Origin of the sequence: Aeromonas veronii (assembly GCF_040215105.1) — a bacterium.
Classification (GTDB): domain Bacteria; phylum Pseudomonadota; class Gammaproteobacteria; order Enterobacterales; family Aeromonadaceae; genus Aeromonas; species Aeromonas veronii_G.
Window position 1 is genome coordinate 1,066,542 of sequence record NZ_CP157875.1, and the last position, 24,362, is coordinate 1,090,903.

Here is a 24,362-nt window from a genome sequence, read left to right on the forward strand (position 1 = left end):
AAGCGATTTCAGTCATGTTTTTGCAACGGAGTTGGCATTTGATGACTTAATTGTCATCGAGAATTAATATTTGAAATCGATTTCAAGGGTGTGTTTTTTCTTTTATTTCACTTTTTGTGGTGATGCATTGCTTGGTTTCTCTGTTTTTTTATGTTTTTTTGCTGCTAGGGTCTCGGGCGAGCGATTTGTCAGCATTTTGTGAATCAGCTCATGTTTGTCGCGAAATTGGCTACTTATAATCGACCCCGGTTATCACCAAAACGTTTTTACGGTGATAAGAACTTGAATATTCAGGATCACACTCCCAGCGGGAATAAGGAAAATGAAAATGAAAGCAAAGTGGCTCCCGATTGCAGCAGCAGTAACCGCTGCCCTGGCTTCCCAAGCCGCCTTCGCCGTTGATTTCCACGGCTACTTCCGTTCAGGTGTCGGTGTTTCCGGTGACGGGGACATGGTTAAATACAACGTCAACAAAGTAGGTCGTCTGGGTAACGAAAACGACACCTACGGTGAAGTGCAATTGGGTCAGGAAGTCTTCAATAAGGACGGCAAGACTTTCTACGTAGATTCCATGTTCGCCATGTCTTCCAACGGTTCTAATGACTGGGAAGGTACCGGTACCGTCTGTAACTTCGACGCCAAACAGTGCAACGGTGACTCCGACTTTGCCCTGCGCCAGTTCAACGTCCAGGCCAAGGGCCTGCTGGGCTTTGCACCGGAAGCGACCCTCTGGGCCGGTAAGCGTTACTACCAACGTCACGACATTCACATCTCTGACTTCTACTACTGGAACATCTCCGGTGCCGGCGCCGGTATCGAAGGCATCCAGGCCGGTCCTGGCAAGATCTCCCTGGCTTGGGTTCGCAACGACCGCAGCGCGGCCGATGTATTCGGTCAGTACACCCAGACCAGCCCGGGTGTGTACCAGAAGAATGAAGATCTGAACGTCAACACCTTTGATGCGCGCTATGCCGGCATCCCGCTGTGGCAAGACGGCTCTCTGGAAGTGGGCGTCATGTACGCCATGGTCAACGAGACCGACGCCCAGAAAGAGCTGAAAAACGACAACATGAAAGACGGCGTCATGCTGACTGCCGAGCTGACCCAGGGCATCTTCGGTGGCTTCAACAAGACCGTGCTGCAGTACGGTACCGAAGGCTACTCCAAGACCATGGCCTACTACGGTGATGGCTCCTGGTACGGTGCCGAAGCCAAAGACGGTGCCGATGGCTACCGTATCATCAACTGGGGCGTTATCCCGATGGGCAACTCCTGGGAGATGGGTCACCAATTGGTCTACGGGGTAGGCAACGAGATGTGGGATGGCAACGACAAGGCCGAGACCTTCTCCGCCGTCGTGCGCCCGATGTACAAGTGGGATGACTTCAACAAGACCATCTTCGAAGGCGGCTACTTCAAGGACAAGACCAGCTACACCAATGGTGCTGCGTCTGACAAAGACGGTGGCTACAAGCTGACCCTGGCTCAGGCCTGGTCTGCTGGCGCCAGCTTCTGGGCCCGTCCGGAGATCCGTGTGTTCGCCTCCTACCTGGAAAACACCGAAGACAATGAAGTCTTCGAAGGCAACACCTCCAAGGATACCTGGCAAGTGGGTGTTCAAGCAGAAGCTTGGTGGTAAGCCGTTCTTTAAGTTAAGTTAGTCACTGCCCCCTTCTGGGGGCAGTTTTGTTTCGTCGGATATGGCCATCGGGTTATGGAGATAAGAAGAATGAAACTGGTAAAGATGTCTATCGCGGCCGTGGTTACCGCGCTGTTGGCCGGTTGTTCCGGTAGCATGGTAGTCCCCGTGCAAGAGCATGCGTCCATCCTGAGTAATGCCGATGAGGCCAAACAGGTGCTCGCCCAGGCGACCAGCTGCTGCAAAGGATTCAACGAATTCAACTATGTCGCCCTGCCAGAGGGAGACACGCTGCTGGCCATCGATGGCAAGCAGCCCAGTTATCAGTTTGACGAGGGCATGAGCTACTTTGCCGCCTATCGTCTGCCGATCAACACCGGCAACCTGGCCATCACGCTCGCCTCCCAGGTCAGCAAGACGGTGCTGATCCCCAAGGTGATCATGCTGGACTCCCAATTCAAGGTCACCCGCGTGCTGGGTGAATCTGTGTTCAGTTACCAACCGGCCCACCTGCTTGACAACGATCGCATCGAAGGTCGGGTGTTCGTCGATCGCAGCATGCCGGGCAACCCCGCAAGCGAAGCCTACATGGTGGTTTATGCCCCGGCCACTGAGCTCGCCGGCAGCACCACTATACTGCACCCGGCCAAGGCCTTTGCCCGTGCCAATCACACCGTCGAGCCGGATATTGCCGACCCCGTCATCCCGCACTCGCCCTGGGGCCTGGTACAGATCAAGACCGTCGACATGGCCAAGGATCAGGGCCTCGAGGCCGTCTTCAAGCCCGAATATGCCGACAAGGTGGAGATGAGTAAGGCCAAACCGGCTACCACCGCCGTGGTGGCGACGGCGGCAACGGCCACGACCGCTGCCGTGGTGGCCGCCCCCAGCAAACCGGCTCCCGCCATGCTGAGCGAGACCGAAACCTTCTACAACAGCCAGATCGAGAAGGCGGTCAAGGCCGGTGATATCGACAAGGCGATGCAACTGGTGAGCGAGGCCGAACGGGCCGGTTCGACCAAGGCGAAGTCGGTCTTTATCGATGCGGTGAAGCGTTCGCAAAAGAACTAAATAACCGCATTTTGTCCGCGATAATATTTATGTGAGGCCTCCTTGTTGGAGGCCTTTTTAATCGCTAGACTAGATCATAGAAAATAGCAATGCGTTACGAATGGTTACATTGAGTTTCTTTATGTATTAATGGGATTCTCTAAAATACAATAGGAAACAGCACTTCATATTTATCCGTAATACTATAAAGATGCGGAATTATATTCTGAAAATTAGATGATTCGCCCTCTCGTAATATCTTGTGATCTCTCCTCCAAATTCATTATTCCCCTCTGCCTGATGGAAGAAATTCCGATATCGCTGGGTTATATTCAGCTGGTCAAAATAAGCAAACCCGGTCGAATTCAGTACAAGGTCAGATGACGAACGCTGTCACCTATAAATTGGCTGGATCGTGTACGGAAACAAATCCATTCAGGAGCGCACACATGTTAAAAAATGCTTTCTCTAATCTGCAAAAGGTCGGTAAGGCGCTGATGCTGCCCGTATCCGTCCTGCCTGTTGCAGGTATTCTGCTGGGGGTGGGGGCTGCCCACTTCAGCTGGTTGCCGGAAATTGTATCCCAGTTGATGGAGCAAGCCGGTGGTTCCGTATTCGGTCAGATGGCGCTGCTGTTCGCCGTGGGTGTGGCCCTTGGCTTCACCAATAACGACGGTGTATCCGGTCTGTCCGCCATCGTCGGCTACGGCATCATGGTCGCCACCCTGAAGGTCATGGCCCCTGTGATGGGTGTCGAGAGCATCGATACCGGTGTACTGGGTGGTATCCTCGCCGGTGGCGTCGCCGCCTGGGCGTTCAACCGCTTCTACAAGATCCAGCTGCCAGAGTATTTGGGCTTCTTCGCCGGTAAACGTGCCGTGCCCATCATCACCGGTTTCGTTTCCATCGGTCTGGGCGTGATCCTGTCCGTGATCTGGCCGCCGGTAGGGGGCGCCATCGGTGCTTTCTCCGACTGGGCTGCCAACCAGAACCCGGTACTGGCCTTCGGTATCTACGGCGTGGTTGAGCGCTCCCTGATCCCGTTCGGTCTGCACCACATCTGGAACGTGCCGTTCTTCTATCAGGCCGGTACCTGTGTCAACGCCGCTGGCGAAACTGTACACGGCATCATGACCTGCTTCCTGACCGCCGATGACGCTTCCCGTGCTGCCGGTAACGGCTTCGGCCAGCTGGCTGGTGGTTACCTGTTCAAGATGTTCGGTCTGCCTGCTGCTGCCTTTGCCATCGCGCACAGTGCCAAGCCGGAAAACCGCGCCAAGATCGTCGGTATCATGGCTTCTGCCGCCCTGACCTCTTTCCTGACCGGTATCACCGAGCCTATCGAGTTCTCCTTCCTGTTCGTGGCGCCGGTACTGTACGCCATCCACGCCCTGCTGGCGGGTCTGGCCTATGTGCTGACCAACTCCCTGGGGATCGTACACGGTCACACCTTCTCCAACGGCTTCATCGACTTCGTGGTGCAATCCCCCCGTGCCGATAACATGCTGCTGCTGGTGGGTCTGGGTCTGGTCTACGCCGTCCTCTACTACGTGGTCTTCACCGTGGTCATCCGTGCCATGAACCTGAAGACGCCGGGCCGTGAAGACGAAACCGCGCAGGAATCCACTGCCGCCCAGAGCAAGGACGAGATGTCTGCCGCCCTGGTGACCGCCTTCGGTGGCAAAGAGAACATCGCCTCCCTGGACGCCTGCATCACCCGTCTGCGTGTCGGTGTGAAGGACGTGGCCAAGGTTGACCAGGCAGGTCTGAAGAAGCTGGGCGCCGCCGGTGTGGTAGTGGCTGGCTCCGGTGTCCAGGCCATCTTCGGTACCAAGTCCGACAACCTGAAAACCGAAATGGACATCTGGATGAAGAGCAACTAATCCTTGCCTGACATCAAGAGTTCCGAAAAGGGAGGCGCAAGCCTCCCTTTTTGCTGGGCGGGATCCGGCCATGTCGCGAGGGGGATGGCTTCCCCGGCATCGACAAGGCCTGGACTGCCATTCGTGAGACCTGGTCGTTCATCTTTTTCAGATTGTTTGACTGCCTATCTTTTCTGTGGCGGTGATTAACACTGCCTATGGCAATAAAAAAAGCGCCTGATGGCGCTCTTTTTGCGATGGAGCAGTGCTTACAGCTTCTCCAGATCCCGCTCTATCTCGCTGATCTTGTTCTGCACCACTTTCTCCAGGTGGCGCAGATCGCGCAAAATCTTCTGTTTGATGTCCGGATCTGCCTGGACATGCAGCCCCTGGGTCAGGTTGTCCAGCTCATCTACCACGTATTTGAGGTTGGCGTTGATCTCGGTGACATCCTTGTACTCATGGGTACCCGAATCGATGAGGATGGTCTTGCGCTGGCGCGGATACTTGAACTTGACACTCTTGGCGAAGAATTCGCCCTTCTGCTTCTTGAAGTAGATCTTGAGGATATCGTGGTTGGCTTCCTGGCGCAGGGTGTAGCTGTCGACAGAGGCGGGATCCTGGATCCCAAGGCTCTTCAGATTCTCGTACATCGGGCTTCCTCGATTTGAAACGTTCCTGACCCATCTATCTTAACCGAGTCGCCATGGCTTGCCTGTGACAGGGGCGCCAAAACAAAAAAGGCGCCATTAGGCGCCTTTTTATCCAGCCAAGGCTGCTTACTCGTCGATGGAGCGCAGCAGGGCGTTGATGCCGACCTTAGCGCGGGTCTTGGCATCCACCTTCTTGACGATGACGGCAGCGTACAGGCTGTACTTGCCGCACTTGGAGGGCAGGGAGCCGGAGACCACCACGGAACCCGCCGGCACGCGGCCGTAGTGGATCTCGCCGGTTTCGCGGTCATAGATGCGGGTGGACTGGCCGATGAAGACGCCCATGGAGATGACGGAGCCTTCCTCGACGATCACGCCTTCCACGACTTCGGAGCGGGCACCGATGAAGCAGTTGTCCTCGATGATGGTCGGGTTGGCCTGCAGCGGCTCCAGCACGCCGCCGATGCCGACGCCGCCGGAGAGGTGGACGTTCTTGCCGATCTGGGCGCAGGAGCCGACGGTGGCCCAGGTATCGACCATGGTGCCTTCATCGACGAAGGCGCCGATGTTGACGTAGGAGGGCATCAGCACGGTGTTGGGGGCGATGAAGGAGCCTTTGCGGGCGGTCGCCGGCGGCACCACGCGCACCCCGGCCGCCTTGAACTGCTCGGCGCTGTAGTCGGAGAACTTGAGGGGAACCTTGTCGTAGTACTGGGCGTCGTCACCCTTGATGATGCCGTTGTCATTGATGCGGAAGTAGAGCAGTACCGCCTTCTTCAGCCACTGGTGAACCACCCACTCGCCGGCGATCTTCTCGGCGACCCGGGCCTTGCCGGTGTCCAGCAGCTCGATGGCCTCCAGAATGGCGCTCTTGGTGGTGGCATCGACGGAGCCGGGAGTGATGGTGTCACGGCGCTCGAAGGCCGCTTCTATGGTCTGTTGCAACTCGGTCATGACAGGTTTCCTTTAAAAAATTCCGTTTGTTGTATCACATTTTTCCAATTGTTTTTAAGGGGCCCGGCCGATTTCTTCGAGAGAGCGGCGATTTATTGTGCGTTGCTTGCTCAAGGGCTTGTTCTGACTGATAAATCAGAACGAAATATGGCGCCTGCCGAGACCCTCCTCGGTGCCGTCATCTCCGTTCTCCGAGGGGTTGAGCTGATTGACCAGCCGCTCCTCCAGGGCTTGCTGCTCGGACGGGGTCAGGGGCTCCCCGGCGAGGGTGGTGAGGCTGAAGAAATCCTCTACCCGCTCGCCGATGGTAGTGATCTTGGCCGCATGCAAGGAGAGGCCGCACTGCTGGAACACGGCGCCGATGCGGGCCAGGAGACCAGGGGTATCCAGCGCCGTCAGCTCCAGCAATGTGTGGCGGTTTTCCCCTTTGTGGGGCAGGAACACCACCCGGGTCGGCACGCTGAACTGGCGGTGGCGCCGGGACAGGGGCTTGCTGCGCAGCACCAGCTTGCCCGGCTCCTGCAGCGCCTTCTCCAGCGCCTTCTTGATGGTGGCGGTGCGGTTCGGGCTGATGGGGTCGCCGGTGGGCTCCAAGACGATGAAGGTATCGAGCACATAGTCGGTGCGCGAATTCATGATCTGGGCGTCGTGGATGTTGAGGTTCTTCTGATCCAGCGCCGAGGCCACGGTGGCGAACAGGTTCGGGGTGTCGCGGCAATAGATGAACACCTCGCTGCCACCCCGGGTGCTGTGCTTGCCGATGGTGACGAGGGGGGCCGGGTTGTCCCCGTGCTCGATGATCTTGCGGCAGTGCCAGGCGATCTGCTCCGGGCTGTGGCGCAGGAAGTAGTCGGCCTTGAAGTCGCTCCAGAGGGTGTTGACGGCTTCTTCTGATACCTCCCGCTGGGCCAGGATCTGTTTGGCCTGACGCTGGTTTTCGCGGATCTTGAGGCGCATGTCCGGCGGATTCTCCAGCCCCTGGCGCAGCGCCTTCTGGGTGGCGAAGTAGAGCTCCCGCAGCAGGGTGCCCTTCCAGTCGTTCCAGAGGGTGTCGTTGGTGGCGCAGATGTCCGCCACGGTGAGGCAGTAGAGCAGGTCGAGGTGCAATTCGTCCCGCACCTTCTGGGCAAAATCGGTCACCACCTCGGGGTCATAGATGTCCCGTCGCTGGGCGGTGACCGACATCAGCAGGTGATGGCGCACCAGCCAGGCCACCAGGCGGCTCTCGTAGCGATCCAGCCCGTGCAGTTGGCAGAACTCCAGGGCATCCACGGCGCCGAGCTCGGAGTGATCCCCGCGCCGGCCCTTGGCGATGTCGTGGAACAGGGCGGCGATGCTGAGCAGCTCCGGCTTGCGCAACTGGGTGAACACCTCGTGACAGAGTGGGTGGGTCTGGCGGCTGGCTGGGTTGGCGAAGCGATGGATGTTCTGGAGCAGCCGATGGGTGTGCTCGTCCACCGTGTAGGCGTGGAACATGTCGAACTGCATCTGGCCGACGATGAGGTTCCACTGGGGCAGATAGGCCGCCAGGATCCCGTACTTGTGCATGAGCGTGAGCGGTCGGCCGATGCCATTGGGGTGGCGCAGCAGCGCCATGAACAGGCGCCTGCATTCGGGCAAGTCCTGCAGCCAGCAACTGAGGGTGCGTCTGGCTTCGCGCAGCTGGCGCAGGGTGGCGGAGTGGATGCCGGCGATGTCGGGGTGCTGGGCTATCTGGTAGAAAAGTCGCAATATGGCGGCGGGATCCCGGCCAAACAGCTCGGAGTCCACCGCGTCGATGAGGCGGCCACGCAGCTGGAACTCGTCGCTGATGCGGCGCACGTCCATGGCGGTATTGCCGAGAATGGCCTCGTCAAACAGCTGCAGCAGCATCTCGTTGAGCTCCGCCACCCGGCGCACCGTCTGGTAGAAGCGCTTCATCATCTGCTCGACCGGGCCGTTGCCCTCGCCCTCGAAGCCCAGCATCTGGGCCACGGTGCGCTGCCTGTCGAACAGCAGACGGTTGTCTCCCTTGTTGATGGCCATGTGCAGGGCGAAGCGCACCTTCCAGAGGAAATTCTGGCAGTCGAGCAGCTCGCGGTATTCGGCGCGGTTGAGGAACCCGTGGCTGGTCATCTCGAACAAGGTGGTGGCGCCGAAGTGGCGGCGGGCGACCCAGGCCAGGGTCTGGATGTCGCGAAGGCCACCCGGATTGCTCTTGAGATCCGGCTCGAGCTTGTAGGCGGTGCCGAGGAACTGCCGGTGACGCAGTGTCTGCTCCTCGCGCTTGGCGCGAAAGAACTCCTCGCTCGGCCAGAAATGCTGGGGCTGGGTGGCGGCCTGCAACTGCTCGAAGCCAGCCAGACGACCCGTGATGTAGCGGGCCTCGATGAGGTTGGTGGCGACCGTGATGTCGGCCCGGCCCTGTTCGATGCACTCGCTCACGTTGCGCACCGACTGCCCCACCTCCAGCTTGAGATCCCACAGCAGGGTGATGAACTCGCCGATGCGCAGCCCCAGCACCTCGTCGAGCTCGTCCCCTTCATAGAGGATCAGGAGATCGATATCGGAGTGGGGGTGCAGTTCGCCGCGGCCATAACCGCCCACCGCAATCAGGGTGAGGGGGGTCTTGTCGAAGCCGAACTTGCACCACAAGCGGGTCAGCAGTGCATCCATGTATTCGGAGCGGGTCGCCACCAGTTCGATGATGTTGTCGCCGGCATCGAAACGCGCGTGCAACCAGGTGAGAAAGCGGCTGAGGTACTCCTTGCAGTTCTCGCGGCTGAGCTGATCGTCGGGCAACAGGTGGGGGGAAAGCAGGCTGGCGTCCATGGCATCTCGTCGTCTTGAAAACACAAACCCCGGCATGGGCCGGGGTTTGATGTTAACCGTGTTTGATGAAGCGGTCGATAGTGTCATCGGGGCGCAGGGTCATCACCTCGCAACCGTCTTCGGTCACCAGCAGGGTGTGCTCCCACTGGGCGGAGTCGCCGCCATCCTTGGTGGTCACCGTCCAGCCATCTTTCGGGTTGATGCGGCAGTGATACTTCTTGCTGTTGACCATGGGCTCGATGGTGAAGCACATGCCGGGCTTGAGCTCCTGCTTGCCGCCGTTGCGGTAGTGCAGGATCTGCGGCTCTTCGTGGAACTCGGCACCGATGCCGTGGCCACAGTAGTCACGGACCACAGAGAAACCGGCCTGCTCGACGATGGGCTGGATCACGGCGCCGATCTCGGTGATGCACATGCCGGGACGGACCCGCTTGATGGCGGCGTAGAGGCTCTCCTGAGCCACCTTGCACAGTTGACGACGCAGGGGCGTGGTCTGGCCGACGATGAACATGGCGGAGGTGTCGCCGTGGTAGCCATCCTTGATGACGGTGATGTCGATGTTGAGGATGTCCCCTTCCCGCAGCTTCTTGTGGTTGGGGATGCCGTGACAGATGACATCGTTCACCGAGGTGCAGATGGACTTGGGGAAGCCGTGGTAGTTCAGCGGCGCCGGGACGGCCTGTTGCACATTGACGATGAAGTCGTGGCACAGGGTATTGAGCTCATCCGTGGTCACGCCAGCCTTTACATGGGGGGCGATCATGACCAGCACATCGGCTGCCAGCTGGCAGGCAACGCGCATTTTTTCGATCTCTTCGGGAGTCTTGATGGTGATGGACATGGATTCTCTCTTGCGACCCTGGCCTCTCATCGCGGGATGACCCAGCCAGGTAATGAAAAATAGATGCGTTTGCAATCAGGACAAAATTTTATCCCCAACCCCCGTTCACTTCCAGTGTGATCGTCATCCCAACGTCAGCCAGCGGTCGCACCCCGGTTCAGACAGGGGGATTTTTAGGCAGGCGGCCGGTGGTATCCCATGCAAACTTATGGTATAAAGCGCGCCGGAATGGGGAACTTGTTCCTCGCTCCATCACCCTTACTTAAACAACACACACACATCGACACCTGTACCGGGGTGCCCCTTTGGGGTCGGTTACATGGGATGTGTGGAGGCCTAACCCCAATACAGAGGTATAAAATGGCTAAAGTTTCTATGCGCGACATGCTGCAAGCCGGCGTTCACTTCGGTCACCAGACTCGTTACTGGAACCCGAAAATGAAGTCCTACATCTTCGGCGCCCGCAGCAAAGTTCACATCATCAACCTGGAAAAAACCGTTCCGATGTTTGACGATGCCATGAACTTCATCAGCTCCGTAGCTGCCAAGAAGGGCAAGGTACTGTTCGTAGGTACCAAGCGTGCCGCGTCTGAAGCCGTTAAAGAAGCCGCTGAGCGTTGCGACCAGTTCTATGTGAACCACCGCTGGCTGGGTGGCATGCTGACCAACTGGAAAACCGTTCGTCAGTCCATCAAGCGTCTGAAGGATCTGGAAACCCAGAGCCAAGACGGTACCTTCGACAAGCTGACCAAGAAAGAGGCGCTGATGCGTACTCGCGAAATGGAAAAGCTGGAGAAGAGCCTGGGTGGTATCAAGAACATGGGCGGCCTGCCTGACGTTCTGTTCGTTGTCGATGCCGACCACGAGCACATCGCTATCAAAGAAGCCAACAACCTGGGTATCCCGGTAGTTTCCATCGTTGATACCAACTCCAACCCGGACGGCGTTGATTACGTCATCCCGGGTAACGACGATGCTATCCGTGCCGTACAGCTGTACCTGAATGCTGCCGCTGACACCGTACTGGAAGCTCGCGCTCAGGACATCGTTGTTCAAGCCGAACAAGATGGCTTCGTTGAAGCTGAGTAATTAGTAAGGACTGAAAAGCCCTTATTAACCAAGCTGATGTAATTGGTTAGCAGGGGCCCTTGTGGCCCCTGTTTCTTGTCAAATCAAGACCGAGGATACTGGACATGGCTAACGTTACTGCCGCCCTGGTAAAAGAACTGCGCGAGCGCACCGCCGCTGGCATGATGGATTGCAAAAAAGCACTGGAAGAAGCTGCTGGTGATATCGAGCTGGCCATCGAGAACATGCGTAAATCCGGTCAGGCCAAGGCCGCCAAGAAAGCGGGCCGTATCGCCGCTGAAGGCGTGATCTTCGCCCGTACCGAAGGCAACGTTGCCGCCATGATCGAGCTGAACAGCGAAACCGACTTCGTCGCCAAAGATGCCAGCTTCATGGCCATGGGCCAGAAGATCGCCGACATCGCCGCGACCCAGAAAATTGCTGACGTTGACGCCCTGAAGGCGGCCGACTTCGGTAACGGTGAGTCTGTTGAGCTGACCATCACCAACCTGATCGCCAAGATCGGTGAGAACATGAACCTGCGTCGCGTGATGCTGGTTGAAGGTGACAACCTGGGTACCTACGTACACGGTTCCCGCATCGGTGTTATCACCAAGCTGGCCGGTGGTACCGCCGAGCTGGCCAAAGATCTGGCCATGCACGTTGCTGCCAACAGCCCGCAATTCGTCAAGCCGGAAGACGTGTCTGCCGAAGTCGTTGCCAAAGAGCGCGAAATCCAGATCGACATCGCCATCAACTCCGGCAAGCCGAAAGACATCGCCGAGAAGATGGTTGAAGGCCGCATGAAGAAGTTCACCGGTGAGGTTTCCCTGACTGGTCAACCCTTCGTGAAGGATCCGTCCATCACTGTTGCCGATCTGCTGAAGAAAGAAGGCGCTGACGTTGTCTCCTTCACCCGTTTCGAAGTGGGCGAAGGCATCGAGAAGCAAGAGACCGATTTCGCTGCTGAAGTAGCAGCCCAGATCGCGGCCGCTCAGAAGGCCTAATCGAACCGGTTTTTCCGTTTCCCCAGACCGCGACTTATGTCGCGGTCTTTATATGACCAGGAATCAGTGACATGAGTACCAATCCCAAGCCTGCATACAGACGTGTTCTTCTGAAGTTGAGTGGTGAAGCCCTGCAAGGATCCGAGGGTTTTGGCATTGATCCGGCGGTGCTGGAACGGATGGCCCAAGAGATCAAAGAGCTGGTTGAGCTGGGTGTTCAGGTTGGTCTGGTCATCGGTGGCGGCAACCTGTTCCGTGGCGCCGGTCTTGCCAAGGCGGGCATGAACCGCGTGGTGGGTGACCACATGGGCATGCTGGCGACCGTCATGAACGGCCTGGCCATGCGTGATGCCCTGCATCGTGCTTATGTGAATGCCCGCCTGATGTCGGCCATCTCCCTGCAGGGGGTCTGTGACTCTTACAGCTGGGCCGAAGCCATCAGCCAGCTGCGCGCCGGCAAGGTGGTCATCTTCTCCGCCGGTACCGGCAACCCCTTCTTCACCACCGACTCCGCAGCCTGCCTGCGCGGCATCGAGATCGAAGCCGACGTGGTGCTGAAAGCGACCAAGGTCGATGGCGTGTTCACCGACGATCCGGTCAAGAATCCGGATGCCGTGCTGTATCACGAACTGAGTTATGATGAAGTTCTTGAAAAAGAACTCAAGGTAATGGATCTTGCAGCCTTTACCCTGGCCCGTGATCACGATCTGCCGATCCGGGTGTTCAACATGAACAAGCCGGGTGCCCTGCGCCGTGTCATCATGGGTGAGCCGGAAGGCACCCTGATCCATCAGGCCAGCAAGTAAGATAGCGTCAGTCATCGGACTTTCTTATCCATGGCTGGCCAATCGGGTAGAGTGGGCAACCCTGTGCACTTGCTCATGACACCAGCTAATAAGATAACCTGGGTCATTAGGCGTGCTTATCCATTACGCCAGTCAATAAGATAGACACGAGCCGCGTACCGGCTCGTTCGCCAAAAGGAAAACACTGTGATCAACGAGATTAAAAACGACGCCAAGGACCGCATGGCCAAGAGCGTAGAATCGCTCAAAACCCAGATGTCCAAGATCCGTACCGGCCGTGCTCACCCGAGCCTGCTCGACGGCATCCAGGTGGAGTATTACGGTGCCGCCACTCCTCTGAAACAGTTGGCCAACGTCGTGGCGGAAGATGCCCGTACGCTCTCCATCTCCATCTTCGATCGCTCCATGATCCAGGCGGTGGAAAAAGCCATCCTGACCTCCGATCTGGGCCTGAACCCCTCCAGCAACGGCCAGACCCTGCGCGTGCCCCTGCCGCCGCTGACCGAAGAGCGTCGTCGCGATCTGACCAAGATCGTCCGCGCCGAAGCGGAAGGTGCCCGGGTTGCGGTGCGCAACATCCGTCGTGATGCCAACGCCGACTTCAAGTCCCTGCTCAAAGACAAAGAGATCTCCGAAGACGACGACCGTCGTGGCCAGGAAGAGATCCAGAAGCTCACCGATTCCTTCATCAAGCTGGTAGACGAAGCGCTGGCTGCGAAGGAAAAGGAGCTAATGGAAATCTAAGCCTCCGACAGGTATATTACGAGCGCCGTGTAGTGCCCCTGCACGGCGCTTTTGTCTTTGTGGGAGAAATGAATGTCGCTTTTGGCAGCGCTGGGCGATAGCGCCAGCTCGTCCTTGCCTCGTCACGTTGCCATCATCATGGATGGAAACGGTCGTTGGGCTCAAAACCGCGGCAAGATGCGGGTCTCGGGCCACAAGGCGGGTGTGAAGTCCGTCCGTGAAGCCGTGACCTTCGCCGCCCGCGCCCAGATGGAGGCGCTGACGTTGTTTGCGTTTTCAAGCGAGAACTGGCGCCGTCCCGAAGGGGAGGTGAACGCCCTGATGGAGCTGTTCATGACGGTGCTGGGACGCGAGGTGACCAAGTTGCACAGCAACGGCATCCGTCTCAAGGTGATCGGCGATACCGCCCGTTTCAGCGAACGGTTGCAGGCCAAGATTGCCAAGGCGGAAGCATTGACTGCCGCCAATCAGGGGCTGACCCTCAACATTGCCGCCAACTATGGTGGTCAGTGGGACATCGCCCAGGCTGCTCGCAAGCTGGCCCGCGCCGTGGCCGCCGGTGAGCTGGATGCGGAGGCGATCGACGAGGGGATGTTGGCCGACCAGGTCTGCATGGCCGGTCTGCCGCCGGTGGACCTGCTCATCCGCACCGGTGGCGACCATCGCATCAGCAACTTTGTGCTGTGGCAGCTGGCCTATGCCGAGCTCTATTTTACTCCGGTATTGTGGCCCGATTTCAACGAGGCCGAGTTCAGTGAGGCGGTAGCCTCCTTCGTGGCCCGCGAGCGTCGCTTCGGGTGCACGGGTGAACAGATACGGGCATTGATCGCCGAGCACCAGACCGGCTAAATCCCGCTCCCAAGAGAGAGGTTCTTTTGCTAAAACAACGAATTATTACCGCATTACTGCTAGTACCCCTGGTGTTGGGGGCACTGTTTTTTCTGCCATTGAAATTCTTCGCCCTGCTGGCCGCCCTGGTCTTCGTGCTGGCCAGCCGTGAATGGAGCGCCTTCGTCTCTGCCCAGCCGCAGCAATGGTTGCCGCTGGTGTTCTGCCTGTTGCTCGGCGCCAGCCTGTATTGGGTGCCGGTGGAGCAACTCTGGATCCCGCAGCTGCATCCCCTGCTGATGGGGGTACTCTGGACCGCGGTCAGCTGGTGGCTGCTGGGGCTGCTGCTGGTATTGCGCTACCCCCAGAGCGCCAAGCTGTGGCAAAAGTCCATCTGGCTCAAGTCCCTGTTTGGCCTGGTCACCCTGGTGCCCTTCTTCTGGTCCCTGGTGGCCATCCGTGGCTACAACTTCTATCACGACCCCATGATGGGGGCCTGGATCCTGCTGTTCGTCATGGGACTGGTCTGGGCGGCAGATTCTGGCGCGTATTTTTTCGGCAAGGCATTCGGCAAACACAAGCTGGCGCCGGCGGTGAGCCCGGGTAAAACCATCGAGGGCATGTTGGGCGGCCTGTTTACCGCGAGCCTGCTGGCGGTCGGTGTCACCTGGTTCATGGGCTTCGTGCCCGCCAAGATGGGGGTGGTGTTGCTCTGCTCCCTGCTGGCAGTGCTGGCCTCCGTGCTCGGCGATCTCACCGAGAGCATGTTCAAGCGCGAAGCAGGCATCAAGGACTCCGGCACCCTGCTGCCGGGCCATGGCGGCATCCTCGATCGTATCGATAGCCTGACGGCGGCGCTGCCGGTCTTCTTGCTCAGCTATCTGCTTCTCAGTCAGGAGTTCTAATGTCCAACCTGGTGATCCTGGGAGCCTCGGGCTCCATCGGTCAGAGCACCCTCAAGGTACTGCGACAGAACCCGGGGCGCTGGCAGGTGCTGGCGCTGACGGCGGCCCGCAGCGTGGATATCATGCTGCGAGACTGTCTCGAATTCTCCCCCCGCTTCGCCGTCATGGTCGATGCGGGCGCGGCACGCGAGCTGGCGGAGCGCCTCAAGACCCATGGCAGCGCCACCCGGGTGCTGTCCGGCCAGGCCGCCCTGTGCGACGTGGCCGCCCACCCCGACGCCCATAGCGTCATGGCGGCCATCGTCGGCGCCGCCGGACTGGCGCCTACCATGGCCGCCGTGCGGGCGGGCAAGCGCATCCTGCTGGCCAACAAGGAGGCGCTGGTGATGTCCGGGGCCTTCTTCATGGAGGCGGTGCGCGATTGCGGTGCCACCCTGCTGCCCATCGACAGCGAACACAATGCCATCTTCCAGTGCCTGCCAGAGGATATCCAGCGCCAGCCCGGTTTCTGCGATCTGGCGGGGGCCGGCATCAGCAAGATACTGCTGACCGGCTCCGGCGGCCCCTTCCGTTATACCGATATCGCCGAGCTGGATCGGGTCACTCCGGCCCAGGCGGTCGCTCACCCGAACTGGTCCATGGGGGCCAAGATCTCGGTGGATTCCGCCACCATGATCAACAAGGGACTCGAATACATAGAGGCGCGCTGGCTGTTCAATGCCGCCCCCGAGCAGATCCAGGTGGTGATCCACCCCCAGTCGGTCATCCACTCCATGGTGCAGTACAAAGATGGTTCCGTGCTGGCCCAGCTCGGCAATCCCGACATGTGCACCCCCATCGCCCACGCCCTGGCATATCCGGCCAGGATTGAGTCCGGTGTTGAACCTTTGGATTTCTTCAGTGTCGGAGAATTCAGCTTTATTCGTCCGGACTATGAACGCTATCCCTGCCTGGCACTGGCCATGACCGCCTGTGCGCAGGGACAGGCGGCGACGACTTCCCTCAACGCCGCCAATGAGGAGAGCGTCGCGGCTTTTCTTGCAGAGCGGATCGGATTTATGGATATTGCCAGAGTCAACGAGTCCATCATGGGAGCCCTGGGCAACAGCCCCGCCACCTCCCTGGACGATCTGATTGCGCTGGACACTGTGGCCCGTGCCCGTGCCCAGCAACTGATTAAGGAGCTTGCTCGATGATTGGAATGCAACTGTCGTTCCCATCCCGCCGCGCCCATGACGCCGGGGTGGCGCACTGATGGGCGGGGTTCTCTGGAATATCGGGGCCTTCATCGTCGCCCTCGGACTGCTGGTTGCGGTCCATGAATTCGGCCACTTCTGGGTGGCCCGCCGCTGCGGCGTCAAGGTGGAGCGCTTCTCCATCGGGTTTGGCAAGGCTATCTGGCGCCGTATCGGCAAGGATGGCACCGAATACGTGCTGGCCCTGATCCCCCTCGGTGGCTATGTGAAGATGCTGGATGGTCGGGTCGATGAACTCAAGCCCGGTGAAGAGCAACAGGCTTTCAACCACAAGAGCGTCTGGGCGCGGATGGCCATCGTCGCGGCCGGCCCCATGGCCAACTTCGTGTTTGCCCTGTTCGCCTTCTGGCTGATGTTCATGATTGGCGTCCCAAGCGTCAAGCCGATGGTTGGCGAGGTTCGCCCCGGCTCCATCGTGGCCGAGGCGGGTGTCCTGCCCGGCATGGAAATTGTCGGCGTGGGGGATGAGACCACGGGGGATTGGGAGGCGGTGACCTACGCCCTCATCAGTCACCTGGGTGATAGCTCCGTGCAGCTCAAGCTGAAAGCGGCAGATACCAGCTATGCCACCGACAAGACGCTGATGCTGGAGAGCTGGACCTTCGATCCGGACAAAGAGTCCCCCATCGGCAGCCTCGGCATCGTGCCCCTTGGCGGCAAGGTGCTGCCCGTGGTCGATGCCATCGTCCCCAACAGCGCCAGCGAGAAGGCGGGTCTGCAGGTCGGGGATCGCATCAAGCGGGTAGGGGATGAGGCGATCACCGAGTGGACCCAGTTCGTCCAGCGGGTGCAGCACTCTCCGGAGCAGGCATTGCAGGTGACGGTGGAGCGGAAAGGCAGCGAGCTGACCCTGGCCCTGACCCCGGATGCGAAGAAAGTGAGGGGGGAACTGGTCGGTTTCGTCGGCCTGTCGCCGCAACTGGTTCCATTACCGGATGAGTATCGAGTTCTGTTACAGTATGGGCCTTTGCAAGCCCTGTGGCATGGCCTCCAGAAGACCTGGAGCTTGATCACGCTGACCTTTGACATGATTGGCAAGCTGATCGGTGGCATCGTCTCGCTGGATAACCTGAGCGGCCCCATCTCCATTGCCAAGGGCGCCGGCAGCAGCGCCGATTACGGACTGGTCTATTTCCTCGGTTTCCTGGCGCTCATCAGCGTCAACCTGGGGATCATCAATCTGTTCCCCCTGCCGGTGCTGGATGGGGGCCATTTGGTCTACTTCCTCATCGAGGCAGTCACCGGCAAGCCGGTACCAGAAAAAATTCAGGAAGTTGGGTTCAGGATAGGCGCCGCCATTCTGATGTTACTGATGGGCATTGCGCTGTTTAATGATTTCGCTCGCCTCTGAGGCTAGAGCATCAACAAGGACACATAAGAACAAAATGGCTGTTAAAAAAGCATTGGTGTTGAGTTGCCTGCTGGGAGCCAGCTTCCTGGCTCAGGCGGCCCCTGCCTCTTTTGTGGTGCAAGACATTCAGGTGGAGGGTCTGCAGCGGGTGACCCTGGGCGCCGCCCTGTTGAATCTGCCGGTCCGGGTCGGTGACTCCGTCGATTCCGTGGCCCTGGCCAACGCCATCAAGCGGCTCTATGCCTCGGGCAACTTCGAGGACGTCAAGGTCTACCGTGACGGCCAGGTGCTGCAAGTCGTGGTGAAGGAACGCCCGACCATCTCCAGCATCGAATTCTCCGGCAACAAGGACATCAAGGAAGAGCAGCTGACCCAGAGCCTGGAGTCCTCCGGCATCCGGGTCGGGGATCCCCTGGATCGCACCGTGCTGAGCTCCCTCGAGAAGGGCCTCGAAGACTTCTACTACGGCGTGGGCAAGTACTCCGCCAGGGTCAAGGCCATCGTCACCCCGCTGCCCCGCAACCGGGTCGATCTGAAGTTCACCTTCGTGGAAGGGGAAGCGGCCAAGATCCAGCAGATCAACATCGTTGGCAACCAGGTGTTCCCGGAAGAGAAGCTGCTGGCCCAGCTCTCCCTCAAGGATGACGTGCCCTGGTGGAACTTTACCGGAGACCAGCGCTACCAGAAACAGAAGCTGGCGGGCGACATCGAAGTGCTGCGCTCCTACTACATGGACCGCGGCTATATCCGCTTCCAGCAGGAGTCCACCCAGGTCTCCATGACCCCGGACAAGAAAGGGGTCTACGTCACCCTGAACATCAAGGAAGGGGACCAGTACAAGGTCTCCGGGGTGCAGATCAAGGGCGATCTCATCGATCGCGGTGGCGAGATGAAGGGGCTGATCCCCATCGAGGCCGGCAGCGTCTACTCCGCGAGCCAGGTGACCCACACCGAAGAGGTGCTCTCCAAGTTCCTCGGCCGTTACGGCTACGCCTATCCCAAGGTGACCACCTTCCCCCAGGTCAATGACGCCACCAAAGAGGTCGAGCTCATCGTCAACGTGGAGCCGGGCCCCCGTGTCTACGTGCGCAACATCAACTTCACCGGCAACGTCACCACCAAGGACGAAGTGCTGCGTCGCGAGATGCGTCAGATGGAAGGCACCTGGCTCTCCTCCGACAACGTCGAGCAGTCCAAGACCCGTCTCAACCGTCTGGGCTTCTTCGAGAGTGCCGAAGTGGACACCAAGCGGGTGGCGGGCAGCGATGACCAGGTCGATCTCGACTTCAAGGTCAAGGAGCAGCCGGCCGGTTCCATCAACGCTGGTATCGGCTACGGCACCGAATCGGGCCTGAGCCTGCAGGCGGGTCTGCAGCAGGACAACTTCATGGGTACCGGCAAGAAGATCGGTATCAACGCCAGCACCAACGACTACTCGAAGAACATCGATCTCAGCTATAACGATCCCTACTTCACCGTCGACGGGGTCAGCCTGGGCGGTCGCCTCTACTACAACAAGTTCAGCGCGGCCGACGCCAACATCGTGGACTACGAGAACACCACCATCGGCTTCCGCCTCTCCAGTGGTTTCCCGGTCAACGAGAACAACCGTCTCGACTTCAGCCTCGGCTACGAGAACAACAAGCTGTCCCAGCCCAACCCCTATGTCCAGGTGGATGAGTTCTGGAAGGTGTACCAGTCCAACCTGGATGGCGAGAACCGCATGGTGTTCAACACCGTCGACGTCACCGCCGGCTGGACCCGTTCCACCCTCAACAAGGGCCAGTTCCCGACTGCGGGGGATCGTCAGCGGGTCAACGCCAAGGTGACCGTGCCGGGCATGGACTTGCAGTACTTCAAGCTCAATGCCGAAGACGCACATTATTTCCCGTTTGATGCGGATCACCAGTGGGTCATGCTGGCCAAGGCCCGTGCCTCCTACGGTAACGGCTATGGCAGCAACGGCGACTACGATCATGTGCTGCCGTTCTTCGAGAACTACTATGCCGGTGGCTTCGATACCCTGCGCGGTTTCAAGAGCAACACCGTGGGTCCGAAGGCGCTCTACTACTACAACCTGGGCGGTAACGACGTGATCCAGGGCACCGACAGCTCGGTGGGGGGCAACGCCCTGGCGGTGGCTTCCCTGGAGATGATAGTGCCGACGCCGTTCGCGTCCGAGAGCTATCAGCCCCAGCTGCGGACCAGCTTCTTCATCGATGCCGGTACCGTGTGGGACACCACGTTCGACTACAGCGATTACCAGAACCGTTGCTTCAGTGGCTGTAACTATCTGATGGACTATTCTGACCCCAGCAATATCCGGATGTCCGCCGGCCTCTCCCTGCAGTGGCTCTCCCCCATGGGCCCCCTGGTGTTCGTGCTGGCACAACCGCTCAAGAAATACGAAGGGGACGATACCGAAGTCTTCTCCTTCAACATCGGCCGCACCTTCTAACGAGTTGCGCGGATGTTCCCCCCACCCAGGTGGGGGGTATTCAATGATGGGGCGCGCAACGGGCGAGCCTCACCAGGCAACAGGCGGTCTTGAGACTGCTTGCACAATCGAGTAAATCAGGTAGCCCTCAACCGAGGGACCAAGGAGTAAGTGTGAAGAAAGCGTTGAAAGTAGCTGGTTTGAGTCTTGCACTGATGGCTGCCGGTATGGGCTCCGCCTGGGCTGATACCAAGATCGCCGTGGTCGACATGAGCGAAGTCTTCCAGAAGTTGCCCCAGCGTGACGCCGTGGCCAAGAAGCTCAAGAGCGAATTCGAGCCGCGCATGCGCGAGCTGCAGAAGCTGGAGTCCGACGGCCAGAAGCTGGTCGAGAAGTTCAAGAAGGATGAAGCCTTCATGAGCAACGACCAGAAGAAGCAGAACCAGGAGAAACTGGCCAAGCTGCAGATGGAATTCAACCAGAAGCGTCAGGCCTTCGAGCAGGACAATGGTCGTCGTCAGGCCGAAGAGCGTGGCAAGATCCTGACCAAGGTACAGGCTGCCATCGATTCCATCGCCAAGAGCAATGGTTATGATCTGGTGCTGGAGCGCAATGCCGCCCCGTATGCCGCCAGCAAGATGGACATCTCTGCCCAGGTTATTTCTCAGGTAAGCAAGAGCAACTAATTGATGGCATTCACTCTCGCACAGCTGGCCCAGCAACTGGGGGCCCAGGTTCATGGGGATGGAACCCAGGAAATCCGCAAGGTCGCGACACTGGAAAAGGCCGGGGAGGGTGATATCACCTTCCTGTCCAACAAGAAGTACCGCCACTATCTGGAGCAGAGCAAGGCCACGGCCGTGCTCATCACCGAGGCGGACTTGCCCTTCTGTCCCACCAATGCCCTGGTGCTCAAAGACCCCTACGTGGGCTTTGCCCGGGTAGCCCAACTGCTGGACACCACCCCGCAGCCGGCCACGGATATCCATCCGAGCGCCGTCATCGCGGCAAATGTGCAACTGGGCGAGAGAGTGGCCATCGGCGCCAATGCCGTCATCGAATCCGGCGTCGTGCTGGGGGATGACGTGCGCATCGGCCCGGGTTGTTTCGTTGGCCAGAATACCCGACTGGGAGCGCGCTCCCGGTTGTGGGCCAACGTCACCCTCTATCACAACGTGACCCTGGGCACGGACTGTCTGGTGCAAGCCGGCACCGTGATCGGGGCCGACGGTTTCGGTTATGCCAACGAGCGTGGCGAGTGGATCAAGATCCCCCAGCTCGGCGGCGTGACCATCGGCAATCGGGTCGAAATCGGGGCCTGTACCACCATTGACCGGGGTGCGCTGGAAGATACCCGCATCGCGGACAACGTCATCATCGACAACCAGTGCCAGATAGCTCACAACGTCGAGATTGGCTACGGCACCGCCGTGGCGGGCTCCACCGTGATGGCCGGTAGTCTCAAGGTCGGCAAATACTGTATCATTGGCGGCGCTTCCGTCTTCAACGGGCACATGGAGATCTGCGACCAGGCCACCGTCACCGGTATGGCCATGGTGATGCGACCCATTACCGAGCCCGGTGTCTACTCCTCCGGCATCCCCCTGCAGACCAATAAAGAGTGGCGCAAGACCGCCGCCCGGGTGATGCGTATCGAAGAGATGCACAAGCGGTTGAGCCGACTTGAGAAAAAGCTGGATCAAGAATAATCACGATTGGTATAGGGTACTGTTTTGACTACTGAAAAGAAGAGCCTGGGTATCCAGGAAATCATGGACTTGCTGCCCCACCGTTATCCCTTCCTGATGGTGGACAAGGTCGAGAACTACGAGATCAGCGATGAGCGCAAGACCCTGCGTGCCATCAAGAACGTCTCCTTCAACGAGCCGATCTTTCAAGGCCACTTCCCGGCCAAGCCGGTGTTCCCCGGCGTGCTGATCCTGGAAGCCATGGCGCAAGCCACCGGCATCCTGGCCTTTACCATGGTGGGCAAGCCGTCCCCCAACGAACTCTATTACTTTGCCTCCATCGACAACGCGCGCTTCAAGCGCCCGGTCGGTCCTGGCGACCAGCTGGTGCTGGATGTGGAGTTCCTGAAAGAGCGCCGCGGCATTGCCAAGTTCACCGGTGTTGCTACCGTTGATGGTGACATTGTCTGCACCGCCGAGCTGATGTGCGCCAAACGCGAGGTTTAACGAACGTGATCGATCAGACTGCCATCATTCACGAGACCGCCATCGTCCATGAGACCGCAGTGATTGGCAAAGGGGTTGAAATCGGCCCCTTCTCCGTCATTGGCGCCGAGGTGGAAATCGGCGACAACACCTGGGTAGGCTCCCATGTGTTGATCAAGGGGCCCACCAAGATCGGTCGCGGCAACAAGATCTTCCAGCACAGCTCCATCGGTGAGGATTGCCAGGACAAGAAGTACGCCGGCGAGCGCACCTTCCTCGAGATCGGCGACAACAACGTCTTTCGCGAGAACTGCACCGTGCACCGTGGCACCACCCAGGATCACGCCCTGACCAAGGTGGGCAGCGGCAACCTGTTCATGGTCAACGTGCACGTGGCTCACGACTGCATCATCGGTGACAACTGCATCTTCGCCAACAACGCGACCCTGGCGGGTCACGTGGTGATTGGCGACTTCGTCATCTTCGGTGGCCTCTCCGCCATCCATCAGTTCGGCCGTGTCGGCTCCCACGCCTTCGTCGGTGGCTGCGCCGCCCTGAACAAGGACGTGCCGCCCTATGTGATGGCCGCCGGCAACTACGCCAAGCCGTTCGGGGTCAACTCCGAAGGATTGCGTCGTCGCGGTTACAGCCCGGAAGCGATTTCTGCGGTAAAACGCGCCTATAAAGAAATTTTCCGCTCCGGCAAGACCATCGAAGAGGTACTTCCCGTACTGACCGAGATGGCGGCCAGCGAACCTGCCGTTCAGCTCTATGTGGATTTCCTCAAAGACAACGAGCGCGGGATCATTCGTGCCTAAGCCCTTTCGCATCGGCATCGTCGCCGGAGAGACCTCCGGCGACATCCTGGCAGCCGGCCTGGTGCGCGAGCTCAAGGCACGCTACCCCGATGCCCAGTTTGAAGGCATCGCCGGGCCGCGCATGCAGGCCCTCGGCGTCAAGGCCCTGTTCGAGATGGAGGAGCTCTCCGTCATGGGCATCAGCGAGGTGCTGGGGCGTCTTCCCCGCATCCTGCAGGTGCGCCGCGAGCTGCTGCGCCACTTCATCGCCAATCCGCCCGATATCTTCATCGGCGTGGATGCACCGGATTTCAATATCGGGGTGGAGCTGAAGCTGCGCCGCGCCGGTATCAAGACGGTTCACTATGTCAGCCCCTCCGTCTGGGCCTGGCGTCAGAGCCGCATTCACAAGATCAAGGCCGCCACCGACATGGTGCTCGCCTTCCTGCCGTTCGAGAAGGCCTTCTACGACCGCTTCGATGCCCCCTGCCGCTTCGTCGGGCACACCATGGCCGATGCCATCCCCCTCGAGCCGGATCAGGGTGCCGTGCGCAAAGAGCTGGGCATAGACCCCTCCCGCCGCTGGCTGGCGGTACTGCCCGGCAGTCGCACCGCCGAAGTGGCCTTCATGGCCCCGGTCTTTCTCGAGGCGTGCAAGCAGCTGACCGTTCACTGCCCGGATCTCGGCTTCATCGTGCCGCTGGTCAATGCCAAACGGCGCGAGCAGTTCCTCGCCATCAAGGCGGAGGTGGCCCCGGACCTCAACATGGTGTTCCTCGATGAGCAGGGCCGTGAGGCCATGATCGCCGCCGACGTGGTGATGCTGGCCTCGGGCACCGCGGCGCTGGAAGCCATGCTGGTGAAAAAACCCATGGTGGTGGGCTACAAACTCAAGCCGTTCAGCTACTGGCTGGCCCAGTGGCTGGTGAAAACGGATTATGTCTCCCTGCCGAACCTCCTGGCGGACAAGATGCTGGTGCCCGAGCTCATCCAGCACGAGTGCACCCCCTGCAATCTGGTGCAGGAGGTCAACAAACTGCTGGACAACGACAACCGCGAGCTCATCGCCACCTTCACCCGGTTGCATCAGCAGATCCGCTGCAACGCGGATGTGCAGGCGGCAGAGGCCGTGGCCGAGCTGCTGGACAGATAGAGCGTGGCGGGTCGCCATCGGCGTGA

Annotated in this window: 21 protein-coding genes; 17 read left to right on the plus strand and 4 right to left on the minus strand. The window is 59.3% G+C overall.

The features are described from left to right. The first annotated feature begins 328 nt into the window (after positions 1-328). From ABNP46_RS05130 to ptsG, 3 genes are all read left to right on the plus strand, one after another. A complete protein-coding gene (locus tag ABNP46_RS05130) occupies positions 329-1,639 on the plus strand; it encodes a maltoporin (protein WP_349921352.1) in 1,311 nt (436 codons plus the stop codon). A gap of 90 nt (positions 1,640-1,729) precedes the next feature. Beyond that, on the plus strand, positions 1,730-2,710 hold the full coding sequence (locus ABNP46_RS05135; RefSeq protein ID WP_349921353.1) for a MalM family protein: 981 nt from the start codon (positions 1,730-1,732) through the stop codon (positions 2,708-2,710). Between the two features lie 428 nt (positions 2,711-3,138). After that, positions 3,139-4,572, plus strand: coding sequence for a PTS glucose transporter subunit IIBC (ptsG, locus tag ABNP46_RS05140; RefSeq protein WP_349921354.1), 1,434 nt, complete (start codon positions 3,139-3,141; stop codon positions 4,570-4,572). 248 nt (positions 4,573-4,820) lie between these two features. Here the strand turns inward: ptsG and ABNP46_RS05145 are convergent, their stop codons facing one another. The 4 genes from ABNP46_RS05145 to map all read right to left on the minus strand — a co-directional run bounded on the left by ABNP46_RS05145 (position 4,821) and on the right by map (position 9,810). Next, complete coding sequence (locus ABNP46_RS05145; protein ID WP_349921355.1) at positions 4,821-5,204, minus strand: DUF3461 family protein; 384 nt, start codon at positions 5,202-5,204, stop codon at positions 4,821-4,823. 126 nt (positions 5,205-5,330) lie between these two features. Continuing rightward, positions 5,331-6,158 carry a 2,3,4,5-tetrahydropyridine-2,6-dicarboxylate N-succinyltransferase gene (dapD, locus tag ABNP46_RS05150; protein WP_349921356.1) on the minus strand — a complete coding sequence of 276 codons (828 nt, stop codon included), beginning with the start codon at positions 6,156-6,158 and terminating at the stop codon, positions 5,331-5,333. A gap of 135 nt (positions 6,159-6,293) precedes the next feature. Next, on the minus strand, positions 6,294-8,969 hold the full coding sequence (gene glnD / locus ABNP46_RS05155) for a bifunctional uridylyltransferase/uridylyl-removing protein GlnD (RefSeq protein WP_349921357.1): 2,676 nt from the start codon (positions 8,967-8,969) through the stop codon (positions 6,294-6,296). A gap of 52 nt (positions 8,970-9,021) precedes the next feature. Beyond that, positions 9,022-9,810: a type I methionyl aminopeptidase gene (map, locus tag ABNP46_RS05160; RefSeq protein WP_349921358.1), complete on the minus strand. Its 789-nt coding sequence runs from the start codon at positions 9,808-9,810 to the stop codon at positions 9,022-9,024. A gap of 360 nt (positions 9,811-10,170) precedes the next feature. Between map and rpsB the strand changes: the two genes are divergently transcribed. From rpsB to lpxB, 14 genes are all read left to right on the plus strand, one after another. Then, positions 10,171-10,899 carry a 30S ribosomal protein S2 gene (gene rpsB, locus ABNP46_RS05165; RefSeq protein WP_005303470.1) on the plus strand — a complete coding sequence of 243 codons (729 nt, stop codon included), beginning with the start codon at positions 10,171-10,173 and terminating at the stop codon, positions 10,897-10,899. A 104-nt stretch (positions 10,900-11,003) separates the two neighbouring features. Further along, on the plus strand, positions 11,004-11,885 hold the full coding sequence (gene tsf, locus ABNP46_RS05170) for a translation elongation factor Ts (RefSeq protein WP_349921359.1): 882 nt from the start codon (positions 11,004-11,006) through the stop codon (positions 11,883-11,885). A gap of 71 nt (positions 11,886-11,956) precedes the next feature. Continuing rightward, complete coding sequence (gene pyrH, locus ABNP46_RS05175; RefSeq protein ID WP_349921360.1) at positions 11,957-12,691, plus strand: UMP kinase; 735 nt, start codon at positions 11,957-11,959, stop codon at positions 12,689-12,691. Between the two features lie 186 nt (positions 12,692-12,877). Next, positions 12,878-13,435 carry a ribosome recycling factor gene (frr, locus tag ABNP46_RS05180; protein WP_349921361.1) on the plus strand — a complete coding sequence of 186 codons (558 nt, stop codon included), beginning with the start codon at positions 12,878-12,880 and terminating at the stop codon, positions 13,433-13,435. 72 nt (positions 13,436-13,507) lie between these two features. Continuing rightward, on the plus strand, positions 13,508-14,284 hold the full coding sequence (gene uppS, locus ABNP46_RS05185; protein ID WP_349921362.1) for a polyprenyl diphosphate synthase: 777 nt from the start codon (positions 13,508-13,510) through the stop codon (positions 14,282-14,284). Between the two features lie 26 nt (positions 14,285-14,310). Further along, on the plus strand, positions 14,311-15,168 hold the full coding sequence (locus tag ABNP46_RS05190; RefSeq protein ID WP_349921363.1) for a phosphatidate cytidylyltransferase: 858 nt from the start codon (positions 14,311-14,313) through the stop codon (positions 15,166-15,168). Next, positions 15,168-16,364 (plus strand): 1-deoxy-D-xylulose-5-phosphate reductoisomerase, encoded by a 1,197-nt coding sequence (ispC, locus tag ABNP46_RS05195; protein WP_349921364.1) that lies wholly within the window; start codon positions 15,168-15,170, stop codon positions 16,362-16,364. The genes ABNP46_RS05190 and ispC overlap by 1 nt, the downstream gene beginning before the upstream one ends. 58 nt (positions 16,365-16,422) lie before the next feature. Beyond that, positions 16,423-17,775 carry a sigma E protease regulator RseP gene (gene rseP / locus ABNP46_RS05200; RefSeq protein WP_349921365.1) on the plus strand — a complete coding sequence of 451 codons (1,353 nt, stop codon included), beginning with the start codon at positions 16,423-16,425 and terminating at the stop codon, positions 17,773-17,775. 34 nt (positions 17,776-17,809) lie between these two features. Beyond that, positions 17,810-20,233, plus strand: a complete 2,424-nt coding sequence (gene bamA, locus ABNP46_RS05205; RefSeq protein WP_349921366.1) for an outer membrane protein assembly factor BamA — start codon at positions 17,810-17,812, stop codon at positions 20,231-20,233. Positions 20,234-20,385: 152 nt separating this feature from the next. Beyond that, complete coding sequence (locus ABNP46_RS05210; RefSeq protein ID WP_349921367.1) at positions 20,386-20,898, plus strand: OmpH family outer membrane protein; 513 nt, start codon at positions 20,386-20,388, stop codon at positions 20,896-20,898. Between the two features lie 3 nt (positions 20,899-20,901). Next, positions 20,902-21,921 (plus strand): UDP-3-O-(3-hydroxymyristoyl)glucosamine N-acyltransferase, encoded by a 1,020-nt coding sequence (lpxD, locus tag ABNP46_RS05215; RefSeq protein ID WP_349921368.1) that lies wholly within the window; start codon positions 20,902-20,904, stop codon positions 21,919-21,921. Positions 21,922-21,945: 24 nt separating this feature from the next. Beyond that, on the plus strand, positions 21,946-22,407 hold the full coding sequence (fabZ, locus tag ABNP46_RS05220; RefSeq protein WP_434476178.1) for a 3-hydroxyacyl-ACP dehydratase FabZ: 462 nt from the start codon (positions 21,946-21,948) through the stop codon (positions 22,405-22,407). A gap of 5 nt (positions 22,408-22,412) precedes the next feature. Further along, positions 22,413-23,204: an acyl-ACP--UDP-N-acetylglucosamine O-acyltransferase gene (lpxA, locus tag ABNP46_RS05225; protein WP_349921369.1), complete on the plus strand. Its 792-nt coding sequence runs from the start codon at positions 22,413-22,415 to the stop codon at positions 23,202-23,204. Continuing rightward, positions 23,197-24,336, plus strand: coding sequence for a lipid-A-disaccharide synthase (gene lpxB, locus ABNP46_RS05230; protein ID WP_349921370.1), 1,140 nt, complete (start codon positions 23,197-23,199; stop codon positions 24,334-24,336). The genes lpxA and lpxB overlap by 8 nt, the downstream gene beginning before the upstream one ends. The last annotated feature ends 26 nt before the right edge of the window (positions 24,337-24,362 follow it).

Excerpts from the sequence above, each read along its gene's own strand:
- ispC (WP_349921364.1), top strand. The coding sequence starts at position 15,168 with ATGTCCAACCTGGTGATCCTGGGAGCCTCGGGCTCCATCGGTCAGAGC.
- tsf (WP_349921359.1), top strand. The coding sequence starts at position 11,004 with ATGGCTAACGTTACTGCCGCCCTGGTAAAAGAACTGCGCGAGCGCACC.
- glnD (WP_349921357.1), bottom strand. The coding sequence starts at position 8,969 with ATGGACGCCAGCCTGCTTTCCCCCCACCTGTTGCCCGACGATCAGCTC.
- ABNP46_RS05145 (WP_349921355.1), bottom strand. The coding sequence starts at position 5,204 with ATGTACGAGAATCTGAAGAGCCTTGGGATCCAGGATCCCGCCTCTGTC.
- rseP (WP_349921365.1), top strand. The coding sequence starts at position 16,423 with ATGGGCGGGGTTCTCTGGAATATCGGGGCCTTCATCGTCGCCCTCGGA.
- map (WP_349921358.1), bottom strand. The coding sequence starts at position 9,810 with ATGTCCATCACCATCAAGACTCCCGAAGAGATCGAAAAAATGCGCGTT.
- rpsB (WP_005303470.1), top strand. The coding sequence starts at position 10,171 with ATGGCTAAAGTTTCTATGCGCGACATGCTGCAAGCCGGCGTTCACTTC.
- ABNP46_RS05135 (WP_349921353.1), top strand. The coding sequence starts at position 1,730 with ATGAAACTGGTAAAGATGTCTATCGCGGCCGTGGTTACCGCGCTGTTG.
- uppS (WP_349921362.1), top strand. The coding sequence starts at position 13,508 with ATGTCGCTTTTGGCAGCGCTGGGCGATAGCGCCAGCTCGTCCTTGCCT.
- pyrH (WP_349921360.1), top strand. The coding sequence starts at position 11,957 with ATGAGTACCAATCCCAAGCCTGCATACAGACGTGTTCTTCTGAAGTTG.
- ABNP46_RS05130 (WP_349921352.1), top strand. The coding sequence starts at position 329 with ATGAAAGCAAAGTGGCTCCCGATTGCAGCAGCAGTAACCGCTGCCCTG.
- bamA (WP_349921366.1), top strand. The coding sequence starts at position 17,810 with ATGGCTGTTAAAAAAGCATTGGTGTTGAGTTGCCTGCTGGGAGCCAGC.
- lpxD (WP_349921368.1), top strand. The coding sequence starts at position 20,902 with ATGGCATTCACTCTCGCACAGCTGGCCCAGCAACTGGGGGCCCAGGTT.
- ptsG (WP_349921354.1), top strand. The coding sequence starts at position 3,139 with ATGTTAAAAAATGCTTTCTCTAATCTGCAAAAGGTCGGTAAGGCGCTG.
- dapD (WP_349921356.1), bottom strand. The coding sequence starts at position 6,158 with ATGACCGAGTTGCAACAGACCATAGAAGCGGCCTTCGAGCGCCGTGAC.